Raw genomic sequence first — 11,692 nt, 5'->3', positions numbered from 1 at the left:
AAAGTCCCCGAGCTCAAAATTAATGCCGAGCCCCGGTTAAGGGATTGTGTCATCGGGTTTTGTGAAAATAATGTTTCGTATCCGCATTGTGAATAAAATAAAGTGTTAATAACCAGTCTGCTTATTGCGCTAATTCATCGTGCTGTGGGAAGCTATGTCTCAAATAATAACATCGCTGTGAAAATGCTTTCATTAGCTTTCCCCTGAATGGATAGATTTGTATGCACCACCATCATGGACATTCCCACGCTTCCCATTCCCACGCAGGCAGTGAAAGTGAAGATAGTCAGCGAATAGGCTGGGCATTTTGGTTAAATTTCATCTTTACCATAATAGAATTTATAGGAGGGTGGCTAACAAACAGTGTCGCAATAATGGCTGACGCTGTGCACGATCTAGGTGATTCTTTATCCATCGGGCTAGCGTGGTACTTAAGTAAGTTAGGTCACAAAGCCGCCACCGAAAAGTATTCCTACGGATTCAAAAGGCTGAGCCTGCTGGGCGCTATGATCAATGGGCTCATTTTAATCGTTGGTTCTGTATGGATACTCATTGAAGCAATTCCCCGGTTATTCGAACCTGAAATGCCTGTTACTGAGGGCATGATAGCATTGGCAATATTGGGCATTGCAGTAAATGGGTTCGCCGCTTACAAACTGAGTGGCGGCCACAGCATGAACGAAAAAGTGCTCAACTGGCATTTGATTGAAGATGCACTGGGTTGGGTGGCGGTACTTTGTGTGGCTATTTTACTGCAGTTTGTGCATTGGCCCATTTTAGATCCTATCCTCTCCATTGTTTTCACTCTTTTTATTTCGGTCAACGTTGTCCGCTATGTTGTACAAACAATGAAGCTGTTCTTACAGGGTGTGCCCGATTATGAGAGTCGCTCAGAAATTCGCAACACGCTGTTAGCGATTTCTCATGTTGAAGAAATTCACCATCTGCACTTTTGGTCTCTTGATGGCGATCAGCATGTATTAACCGCACATTTGGTAATTGAATGTAGCGTTGATACGCAGACTCTACTCAAGTTGAAATATGAAGTGGCAAAAAGTCTGGAGCCCTTTCATTTGGCCCACACCACCATAGAGTTTGAATTGCCTAGTGAACCATGCAGAGACGAAACAGACCACCTTCACAGGCACTCCCATGATAATGCTCACGTAGAAATTGATAATTAATGGTTACATCGAGTAGAAAAATGAATATCGTTTTACAGCGTAAGGTTTTGAACGATAAGCAAGCTGCCGCTTAGCGTTAGCATAAGTAAGGCCAGTAATTTTATGTGTTTTGCAGAGACTTTTGCTGCCAGTAAACGGCCAATACGGGTAAAGAGTAAAACGATGGGAATGGCAAAAAGAGTCGAAAGGACAATGTCGTAGGGGGGCAGCGTACCAAAGGGCAACACAATTAAGCGCATCAGCGACGTTAAGCAGAAAAAAGCAAGCAAGGTAATGCGTATCTCTGTAATTGACCATTGCTGTCGATAGCATTGAAATACCACAGGGGGACCAAACGTAGAAAAAAGCCCGCCTAGTAGACCGCTCACTGCCCCAGCAACACCAAAACCTATTGAGGGTTCAGAGCGCTCGGCAGCGCTGCGTTTAATAACGAGCAGCCCACAACACAGTAAAATAACACTCCCTAACATAATATTGAGCCAGTGGGACATAGACTGAGAAAGGTATTCCAGCAATACGTATCCCGCAGCCATGAATGGAATTGCAGTGACAAGCAGTATGTTGAAGGCGCGTTTGTTCACATGATGAGTGTTTTTAAAAACCAGGCTAACAGAGTTAAATAAACTCAAAAAGCTCACTAGAAACGTTGTCGCAGTTAACGGCATTATATCAAGCAGAGTGAAGCTTGATACAACGATTAAACCAAAGCCGAAACCACTCAAGGTTTGTAACAATGTGGCTACGCCAAGAAGCGCAAACATTAAGAGAAGTGTCTCAATAACCATGTAAAAGGCTCACCAGTAAATGTAGTAAACGCGATAAAAATGAGCATCCTGACAGAGGCATCGACCTATACTGGTATGGTAACTCGTTTCTGTGGAGGATAGGCGTTACTTATAAGTCTTTGTATGCCATTCGCCGTAAAGGGTTTCACCTGAGCACCTTTTATTAAAGGGGGAGTTGAAACGGCCGATACTCATGCATGACAGTTTTATAGTCGTCTTCTACTTCAGGTTAATAGTCATTGCCATTTATTTTCTGTTACTCTGGAAAAAAACGAATAACAATAATTTTCGGAAAAAGATATGTTTGTTTCGCGCGGTAAGTATGATGAAAAAGAGGCGTTGGCTAAGCAGCTAGAAACGCGCCTACAAGAAACCCTTGATAGAGTCGCGGTATTAGAAGCTGAAAATACGTCGCTGGCTAACGAAGTAGAGCATTTACATAAAGCTGCTGCACAGATGAAAGATTCTGTTTTACTTAAATGCATTATTGATGCGCTTCAGCAAGTTGATGGAATTAGAGAATCAGTGCTTGCTGCATTCCACAGCATTGACTCAGAAAATCAATCTATTGCAGATATTGACAGCCTGTTTACACATTCAGCATCAACGCTCAGTAATATCGTCAATGATATGAGTGGTTTGAATGTGCAGATGGGCAGTATGAGTGAACGTATTTCTGGGTTATCTACAACCGCTGACAATATTAATAAATTCGTTACTACTATTACTAGCATTTCAGATCAGACGAATTTGCTTGCTCTTAATGCCGCTATTGAAGCAGCGCGAGCAGGCGATGCTGGAAGAGGATTTAGTGTTGTTGCTGACGAGGTGAGAGCTCTTGCTACCGAAACTAATAAGTCGGCTACCGAAGTATCTGAATTAGTTAATGGTATTATTCAAAGTACCGCTAAAGCGGTATCTGGCGTTAACGAGCTGCGAGGCAATAATGAGAATTTAGAGGCTGGCATTGATGAATTAAACGGTAGTTACGAGGGCATGGTCGCTCACTGCAACAGCATGAAAGCGACGATTACCAAAGGCTCTTTTAGTACGTTTATTCAAACCGTTAAGCTAGATCACGTGGTTTGGAAAGCAGATGTTTATGCCGTGCTGTGTGGTTATAGTGACAAATCTGTCGCGGAATTGTCTGACCATTCGAGCTGCCGTCTTGGTCGGTGGTACAGAGAAAATGCTAGTAGCAGCATAGGTAAGACAGCGGCGTTTAGAGAGCTCGACACCCCTCATGCAGCAGTTCATCAAAGTGGCAAAGCGGCAATAGAAGCGAAATTAGCAGGCGATCAAACTAAATCCGATGCCAAGCTCATGGAAATGGAGCAAGCAAGTGGGCGAGTAATGCAAATTCTTGACACGCTAGCCGGTTACTAGCGTTAAAAATGGCTATGTGGGGGGCATGTAAAGCCGCCCATTTGGGGAAAAGGTAGCTGACGCGTGAGTAATGAGAACGACACCTTTGCAAACCAAAAGATAAGCGAACTTGAGGCGCGTGTTAACTCATTAGAACGTCAGCTTAAACGCCAAAAACTAGCCAGAAAAAGTGCAGAAGCATTTTTAGAAACGTACTCTCAAGATGCTTACTTAGCCAATCAGGCACTCAGAAAATCCCTTCAGGCCTCCAAACAAAGAGAGCGAGAGTTACTTTACTTAAGTCGTTCGGCTTCTCAACTTGGTGCAAACAGCAGCGCCGCTTCTTTCATCTTCTCTGCATTAGAATCTGCTGTCGAGTTTTGCCAAGCAAGCTGTGGCAAAGCGATTATCGTTAGAAACGGCAAAATAACAGTGGGCAATGATGACAAGGTGCTAACTTCAGAAAAAGGTTGGGTAGAGGCACCGGAACTCTCCACTCTTATTGTGAGTGAATTACCGCTATCGCTCAAAGAGAGTTACGCACATTGGTGCGTCAATGTGGTTGAGCGTTTAGATGTTGGGCGTGAAGCCCGTGTTGTCCATTTTATGCATCAGCTTTCAGACAAAGAATTCGCGTGGATAGCCCTTTTAACCGCTGATGACACGTTAGCGGAGGAAACGCTTTATATTCTAGACACAACCAAGCACTACTTAAACTTTGGTCTTCGCGATAAAGATAAATCTCACAAGCTGAGTAATCAAGAGGCGGCTATTTCCACCATGGAAAAAGACAAAAAGCATTTAGAGGAAAGGTTGGTTAGCGCTGATAAAATGGCCATGTTAGGCCAGCTTGCAGCAGGTATTGCCCACGAAATAAATAACCCCATAGGTTATGTTCGAAGTAATACCGCAGTAGCGAAAGATATATTCAATGATTATCAAAGTGCAATAGATCAAATTGGTGACCTGTGTCGCGAAGCAGGTGGTCACATAGCAGAAACCTTTCAAAAATTAGAAAAGGATTTTTCTTTAGAAGATAGTGCAAAAGATATTGCAGAAATGTTCGAGGAATCTTCTGAAGGTATTGAACGGATAATAGACATAGTAAAAGCATTGCGAAGCTTTTCTTACCCCAATTCAGGAAGTGCTGGGGATATTAGTGCTACAGATGCAATGCAAACTGCCATTAAGCTGACGAATAATCTGCACAAATATAAAAACACAGTCAATTTTAACGCGCCTGAGCACGATGTCACCTTTAAAGGTAATGCAGGACAAATTCAGCAGGTGTTGGTGAATTTTTTAACCAACGCAATTTACGCCACTGCAGAAGGTAAGGTTATTACATTGAGCATTGAGGTAGACGAACCTAAAGTACGCCTTATTGTAGAAGATGAGGGAGAGGGCATGCCCCCTGAAGTGCTCAATAAGGTTTTTACCCCTTTTTACACTACAAAGCCTCCTGGCGATGGCACTGGGCTGGGTATGTCAATTTCACTCACGATTGTCGAAGAGCACAATGGAACAGTAGATATTTACAGTACTGAGGGTGTGGGCACTAGGGTGGTCGTTACTCTCCCTCTTGCCGACGCCACCTAATTTTTCGTTGGCGAACTGCTACGATTACAGGTTTTATCAAACTAAAGTTTCAGTAAAACTAGACGTTAACTAATATTGATCTAGTCTTAAGTACTATAAAGCAGTGATATACCAGCACCACTGATGAGTTCTAACGGAGCCAGTGTTAAATGAGAAATAATCAGCCAGTTACTCAGAAAGAGTACAAATTCCCTCCCCACTACAGACTGATTTCGTCAACAGATAGACGGGGTGTTATTCAGCATTGCAATGACGAATTTGTAGAAGCAAGTGGATTTGAGCGAGATGAGTTAATTGGTAAAAACCACAACTTAATTCGCCATCCCGATATGCCACCTTCTGTGTTCAAAGAAATGTGGGCAACCCTTGAGTCGGGACAATGCTGGCTCGGATTAGTCAAAAATAGACGCAAAGATGGTGATCACTATTGGGTGTCTGCATTTGTTACGCCGGTTTATGAAAAATCAACTATTGTGGGTTACGAGTCAGTGAGAGTTCCTGCTCTTGCAGAGGAAGTGCAGCGTGCAACAGACATGTACGAGCGAATTCGCGCCGGCAAATCTGCAACATCAGTTTCTCATCAAATTGCACAGCGCATTGGTCACGTTTGGCCCTCGATATTTATTGGGCTTGTCGGGGTGGCAGCGGTTTGGTTTACATCTAATGCAATAGCTGCGGCTATTGCATTCATCGCGTTGTTGTTACTTATTGGCGTACAGGCAACGAAAACACGAAACGAATGGAAAGCGTTTTTATCACTTAGTCCTAATAGCTATAGCAATGATATTGTAGCTCAGACGTACTTTGCAGACGCCCCTCATATTGCGCAGGCAAAGCTGGTTCTTGGCTGTGAACTTGCTCGAACACGAACTGCACTTACTCGAATAAAAGATGCATCCGCGGGGCTTGAAACCGTGTCGCGAACTACTCACACGCAAGCTGAAAATACTAGTGCAGCTGTGGTACAGCAAAACCAGGCTACTCAGCAAATAGCATCTGCGGTAACGCAAATGAGCCAAGCCATTCAGGAGGTTGCCGAGCGCGTAGAAAGCAATGCTAAGAGTGCTAGAACCGCAGCAATGAATGTGGATAGGGGGAATCAGAAGGCCGAAGAAGCGATGCAGGCTATTGTGTCATTGCGAGGCGCCGTCGAATCAATTTCAGAAACCGTGACCGAGCTAGCTCAGTCAACGAGCGATATTGGCGAAGCCGCCAATATTATTTCCGCTATAGCAGAACAAACAAACTTGCTAGCGCTTAACGCGGCAATAGAAGCGGCTAGAGCTGGCGAACAAGGCAGAGGATTCGCGGTGGTAGCCGATGAAGTAAGAACGCTTGCGTCTAGAACTCGAGACTCTACTGATAGAATTCATAATATTATCACTGAACTTGCTGAGCGTTCAGATAGAGCGGTGCGAGTATCTAACGATGGCTTGGCGTCGGCAGAGAAGGGTAGTTTGATAGTAGAAGAAACACGCGGCGCATTATTTGAAATTAATAATGCAGTAAGCGGTATTGCAGACGCTACTGTGGAAATGTCATCGGCAGTTGAAGAGCAAAGCACTGTTGCAGAGCATATCAATCAACAGCTTGTCGACGTTGCAGATGGGGCCGAGGAAACACAGCGCTCTTCAGAAGCATCACTGGCAGCGAGTGATGATTTACGTGAGACAGTTAACCGTGTTCACGAGCTTATTCTGCGCTTTAGCACCGACAAGCGTGTAGGAGAATAACAATATTCAGTGTGTTATTGACTGTTTAATCCAGCATTTAGGCCGCGTTTATACGCGGCATAGGCTGGGAAAAATGACACAATGACAGTACTTACCAACACAAGCATTATTATTGCTATGCTGTTTGACGACACGAGCTTATCACTTAAAAATAGTCCAAACTCAGCGCTTAACCATGGCTTGAGTACAGTGAGTAGGCTTGTTACTACGATTATACTGATACCGCAGCCTATTAAAGCTATAAAAGCCGCTTCTAGCTGTATTAACATGAGAAGGCCAGCTGGACTTGCGCCAATGGTGCGCAGTACCGCTATTTCTTGATTACGCTCTCGCATTGTCGCCAGTAGCATGGTGGCTAAGCCAATAAGAGCTGAAATGACGATAAGTGAAGATAATAACAAAAGCAGCGCCTCTACATTTCCCATAATTTGCCATAGCTCAGCGAGCGCCATTCCCGGTAAGATAGCGAGCACAGGTTCAGTACTACGCTGGTTGAGTTGATATTGCAATTGCAAAGCGGTTACGCGATTGTTAAGCCCCAGCATTACCGCAGACACTGATGAGACATGATTGTTTTCAACGTCCATCTCGCCAAAGCGCTGGTGCTCAGGTTCTTCTTCGTGGGAATGGGGGTTATTATCGCCCTCATCCCCCACTTCTTCATGCCCAGCTTCTCCATGACTGATCCCTTTATGCTCACCGTTACCGTGAACAGCAGCTGCAACGCCGGTATGAGCGTGTGCCTGAGCGGGTAAGTTTGACGGGCGCTGGATAGATTGGGATGGCTTAATTATGCCAGACGGGCCAGCATGTTCATGGGCTTTTTCAAGGCCAGCAAGCGTGACATACACTGCTTTATCAACGGGGGTACCTGTTTTTTCTAACACGCCGGTCACTGAAAAAGGAAAGCCGTCGTGCTGACGAAAGGACACATTTCCTAAGCCGTGAGATATAACAATACTATCGTCAACTTGGTAACCTAAAGACGCTGCAACGTCAGCACCAATAACTGCTGCGCCCACGTGGGCGAATGGGCCCCCTTCAGCAAACACCAAGGGCTGTTTATCGCCGTATTTAAAATGCTCAAAGTAAGCATTAGTGGTACCGATGACGCGATACCCGCTGTGTGTATCGCCAAGCGATAAAGGAATGAGCCACGATACACGGGGGTCGCTGTTAAGCGAGCTAACGCTGTCCCAACTAATCCCTCTCGGCGGTGTGGTTAAGTTAAAGACAGAGGACAGTAATAAATTTAGTTGGCCGCTGGGCGCTCCCACAATCACGTCTACGCCTGATACCGTCCGCGTGAAACTGCTTTTAAGCTGAGTACGAATAATGTCAACGCTAAGCAGTAAACTCACACTGATCACAATGCTAACTAGCGTGAGAAGTACAGTGCTTTTGCGTCGTTTTAAGCTTTCTATCGCGATAGTGGTTAACACGCTGATACGCTCCTAGAGACAGCTGACGCATCACTGAATCCGTGATGATAAGGGGTAAATTGCTGCATATCGATATGCGTTGAGAAATACTTTTTTAAGTAAGGATCGTGACTAACAAAAACCAAAGCGCTATCTTTGGCTAATCTTTTTAGTACACCCATAAAGCTATCTCTTGCTTTTGCATCAAGAGCTGATGTGGGCTCATCGACAATTAAAATATCAGGCGTGTTGATGATCGCGCGGGCAATGGCAACGCGCTGCTGTTGACCCACGCTTAGGGTGTCTGCTTTTGCATTTAACAGTTGGTTTGAAAGCTGTAAGTCTTCGAGTAGTGCCAATATACGCTCATCAAGGGCCTTGTCCTTTATATTGGTACCAGCAAAATAGAGAGCAGCCTTAATATTCTGTTTAACCGACAGGTATGGAATGAGATTAAACTGCTGGAATACAACGCCAATATTGTTAGCGCGAAATCGATCCCGTTGCCTATTGGAAAGTGTAGAAAAAGGCTGCTCTAAAAGCGATATTGTACCGCTGTCAGGTGTGAGTGTGCCGCTTAGCAAGTTTAAAAAAGTGCTTTTACCACTTCCCGATGGACCGGATAGAAACACATGCTCCCCCCGATATAGATGCCACTGCTCTATTTCAATAAAAGGGCGGGCTCTTTCACTATTAGGAGCGTTATGAGAAAAGCTAACGTTATTTACAGCAACGGCAACGTTACGAGTACCGTCTGTCTTTGCGCTTTCTGTTGCGCCAACGCATGCTTTCACGCTAACTCCTTACTATTTTCTCAATTTTCGTCCTTCTATGATATCGAATAACGAAGTGACTTACATGTCTTAGATAGCCAGTCCGTGATGCTAATCAAAATGATTGAGAGAGAAAGTAATCAAAAGCGAGCCCTAGGTTTAGGGCCCTTAATATAAAGGCAGGAGAAAGCACCGTATAAAACACGGGAGCTAACGGCTGCTTGCTAGCCGTTAGCTTTCAGTTTTACCACTTCTGCGCTTTCGTCTTCCAATACGCTTTCTGCAGAGGAGCCTTTAAATATTTTACTGATTTTATCTTTGTTTTTAGACAGCAAGATTGAGAGTTCTTCTAACGCGCTGTCGTCAAGACTAATGCCCTTCGCTTGGATATATTGCGCTAAGTTATCTGCCGCATCGAGCATCTTGTCGTACTGATCAGCTTCTTTTTTGTCGGTAGTTACCAATTTTTCTACCCCTTTGTGCGTAACAACATACTGTGTGGTAATGGCCATGGTAGGTCCCCTTCTTTTTAAATTCTGGAAAACTGTACAGCATTTAACTGTACAAATAAACAGTTAAGAGGTTAATTTTTCTTCGATACATACTTTTTTATATTCGTCTTTTGAAACGTACTCTTTGTAGAGCGGTCGGGACGTATCAATTGCTTTATAATTATAAATAACACCTTTTATTTAGTAGAGCTCGGTGTCACCATGTAACTAGGTACAATATTAATTCAATAGCGATGCTGCTTTTTCTTTAATGGCCTCTTAAGAAACAGATTGAAATTAAAAAAAGATTGAGAAACGGAATACTCAAAAATGGAGAGTGCTGCCAGTGAGCATAAAAGTCCCAAAGGATATTAGCGTAATACACACTATTGATGTTATTCCGCACATTATGGAAATGCTTGCGGATTTAACAGGCCTGCGATTTATTTGTGTTGCTCGGGTAACAAAACACGAGTGGACTGTGTGCTCTGTGCTCGATCGCATCGAGTTTAATCTTAATCCGGGCGATAAACTCGATATTCAAACCACCTTCTGTCATTCGGTTCGAACTTCTCAACAGCCCATTGTTATTGAACATGCATCCGAAGACCCCGAATTTAAGCATAGCCCTATCCCAGAGATGTATGGGTTTGAAAGCTACTTTTCATTCCCTATATACGATACGGATGGCAATTTTTTTGGCACCATTTGTGGTTTAGACCCCCGCCCTGCGATATTGAAAACAGAGCTTATTACCAATCAAATTTCTTCTTTCGCAGCACTTATTTCTCGTCAAATTATAATAAGCGAGGCGCTTGAGGATACCAAAGCTGCCCTTTTTGATGAGCAGTCAGCAGCGAAGTTACGAGAGCAATTCATCGCTATTCTAGGGCATGATATTAGAACGCCCTTATCCTCATTAAAAATGGGGATCGACTTTTTATATGGCATCACAGAGGATGACACTGCTAAAAACGTGTTAGCGCACATGGATAACAGTGCAAAAAGAATGTCAAGGCTAATATCAGACGTTATGGACTTTACCCATGGCAAGATGGGGAGTGGTATTCCGCTTAATTTGCAGTATGTGGACAACCTTAATAATGTTTTATTACACACAGTGTCTGAGTTAAAGCTGTTGCACGAAGAGTGCAGTATTCATTGCAACATCAACATAGTGGGGCCGGTGCATTGCGACCCTGAACGGATTAGCCAAGTACTGTCTAACCTTTTAATCAATGCCATTGTTCATGGTGATATTACTCGGCCAATTCAGGTGAATGGATATATTGTCGATACTATTTTGGTTATCCGCATTTCTAACCATGGAGATACAATGTCACCCGACGCAATGTCGCGACTTTTCCAACCGTTTTGGCGACAGCAAAATCAACGAGATACCGGTGGTTTAGGCTTGGGGCTTTTTATCGCATCGCAAATTTCCAGCGCCCACAATGGAACGTTGTCAGTAGAATCGGATGATTCGATTACTGAATTCTCCCTCAAAATTCCTATCGAATAGTCCATAAATTGCGCACTCTCTTCACTGCTGTTTGCTATGTCTGTGATTAATGCTTGTGCAATTTTTACGGTATGCGTATAATGCGCGCCCTTACAGCCACCCCAATTCGTTCCTTGTCTCCATACAGTTGGCTGTACTGTCGAGGCTACAACCGTAAGGAGCTATAATGCGTCATTACGAAATCGTATTTATGGTTCACCCTGATCAGAGTGAACAAGTACCTGGTATGATCGAGCGTTATACTACTATTCTTAAGCAAGACGGTGGTCAGATTCATCGTTTAGAAGATTGGGGCCGTCGTCAGTTGGCTTACCCAATCGAAAAGCTGCACAAAGCACACTACGTACTCATCAATGCTGAAGCCTCAGCAGAGGCCGTTGATGAATTGGAAAATGCTTTCCGTTTCAATGACGTGATCTTGCGTAACATGGTAATGCGCACTAAAAACGCTGTTACAGAGCCTTCTCCAATGACCAAAGAAGAGCCTCGCCGTGAGCGTCGTGAAGATTCTGCACCTCGCTCAGAGCGCGCAGAAAAGCAAACTGAAACCACTGAAGACAACGCTTAAGGAGATCACCCATGGCTCGTTTTTTCAGACGTCGTAAGTTCTGCCGTTTTACAGCAGAAGGTGTGACCGAAATAGATTACAAAGATATCGCTACTCTTAAAAACTACATTACTGAGAGCGGTAAAATTGTCCCTAGTCGTATTACTGGTACTAGCGCAAAATATCAGCGTCAGCTGTCATCTGCGATTAAGCGCGCACGTTTTCTTGCGTTGCTTCCGTACACTGATTCACACAAGTAATTTGGCGAACTT

At 44.0% G+C, this 11,692-nt stretch carries 11 protein-coding genes; 7 read left to right on the top strand and 4 right to left on the bottom strand.

Going from position 1 to position 11,692, the window contains the following annotated elements; translation table 11 throughout:
• Positions 1-221: 221 nt before the first annotated feature.
• The gene (locus ACOJR9_RS17740; RefSeq protein WP_420934203.1) at positions 222-1,184 is read left to right on the top strand and encodes a cation diffusion facilitator family transporter; all 963 of its coding nucleotides are present in this window, start codon (positions 222-224) and stop codon (positions 1,182-1,184) included.
• A gap of 32 nt (positions 1,185-1,216) precedes the next feature.
• Here the strand turns inward: ACOJR9_RS17740 and ACOJR9_RS17735 are convergent, their stop codons facing one another.
• Complete coding sequence (locus tag ACOJR9_RS17735; RefSeq protein ID WP_420934202.1) at positions 1,217-1,969, bottom strand: TSUP family transporter; 753 nt, start codon at positions 1,967-1,969, stop codon at positions 1,217-1,219.
• 300 nt (positions 1,970-2,269) lie between these two features.
• On the opposite strand from ACOJR9_RS17735, the gene ACOJR9_RS17730 reads away from it, so the two are divergent.
• The 3 genes from ACOJR9_RS17730 (at position 2,270) to ACOJR9_RS17720 (ending at position 6,666) form a co-directional block, all read left to right on the top strand.
• Positions 2,270-3,355, top strand: coding sequence for a methyl-accepting chemotaxis protein (locus ACOJR9_RS17730; protein ID WP_420934201.1), 1,086 nt, complete (start codon positions 2,270-2,272; stop codon positions 3,353-3,355).
• A gap of 63 nt (positions 3,356-3,418) precedes the next feature.
• Positions 3,419-4,933, top strand: a complete 1,515-nt coding sequence (locus ACOJR9_RS17725) for an ATP-binding protein (RefSeq protein WP_420934200.1) — start codon at positions 3,419-3,421, stop codon at positions 4,931-4,933.
• A 149-nt stretch (positions 4,934-5,082) separates the two neighbouring features.
• Positions 5,083-6,666 (top strand): methyl-accepting chemotaxis protein, encoded by a 1,584-nt coding sequence (locus tag ACOJR9_RS17720; protein WP_420934199.1) that lies wholly within the window; start codon positions 5,083-5,085, stop codon positions 6,664-6,666.
• Between the two features lie 14 nt (positions 6,667-6,680).
• Here the strand turns inward: ACOJR9_RS17720 and ACOJR9_RS17715 are convergent, their stop codons facing one another.
• From ACOJR9_RS17715 to ACOJR9_RS17705, 3 genes are all read right to left on the bottom strand, one after another.
• The gene (locus ACOJR9_RS17715; protein ID WP_420934198.1) at positions 6,681-8,108 is read right to left on the bottom strand and encodes an ABC transporter permease; all 1,428 of its coding nucleotides are present in this window, start codon (positions 8,106-8,108) and stop codon (positions 6,681-6,683) included.
• Positions 8,102-8,881: an ABC transporter ATP-binding protein gene (locus ACOJR9_RS17710; RefSeq protein WP_420934197.1), complete on the bottom strand. Its 780-nt coding sequence runs from the start codon at positions 8,879-8,881 to the stop codon at positions 8,102-8,104. Before ACOJR9_RS17710 ends, ACOJR9_RS17715 begins: the two co-directional genes overlap by 7 nt.
• Positions 8,882-9,084: 203 nt before the next feature.
• A complete protein-coding gene (locus ACOJR9_RS17705; RefSeq protein WP_420934196.1) occupies positions 9,085-9,372 on the bottom strand; it encodes a YebG family protein in 288 nt (95 codons plus the stop codon).
• 325 nt (positions 9,373-9,697) lie between these two features.
• On the opposite strand from ACOJR9_RS17705, the gene ACOJR9_RS17700 reads away from it, so the two are divergent.
• The 3 genes from ACOJR9_RS17700 to rpsR all read left to right on the top strand — a co-directional run bounded on the left by ACOJR9_RS17700 (position 9,698) and on the right by rpsR (position 11,680).
• On the top strand, positions 9,698-10,873 hold the full coding sequence (locus ACOJR9_RS17700) for a GAF domain-containing sensor histidine kinase (protein WP_420934195.1): 1,176 nt from the start codon (positions 9,698-9,700) through the stop codon (positions 10,871-10,873).
• Positions 10,874-11,039: 166 nt separating this feature from the next.
• Complete coding sequence (gene rpsF / locus ACOJR9_RS17695; RefSeq protein WP_420934194.1) at positions 11,040-11,441, top strand: 30S ribosomal protein S6; 402 nt, start codon at positions 11,040-11,042, stop codon at positions 11,439-11,441.
• Positions 11,442-11,452: 11 nt separating this feature from the next.
• Positions 11,453-11,680, top strand: coding sequence for a 30S ribosomal protein S18 (rpsR, locus tag ACOJR9_RS17690; protein WP_012519954.1), 228 nt, complete (start codon positions 11,453-11,455; stop codon positions 11,678-11,680).
• Positions 11,681-11,692: the final 12 nt, after the last annotated feature.

The sequence above is a fragment of the Alteromonas ulvae genome, assembly GCF_048987005.1.
In the GTDB taxonomy this organism is placed as follows: Bacteria; Pseudomonadota; Gammaproteobacteria; order Enterobacterales; family Alteromonadaceae; genus Alteromonas.
The sequence above is the reverse complement of the archived record's forward strand: the minus strand, read 5'-3'. Positions and strand labels throughout refer to the sequence as shown.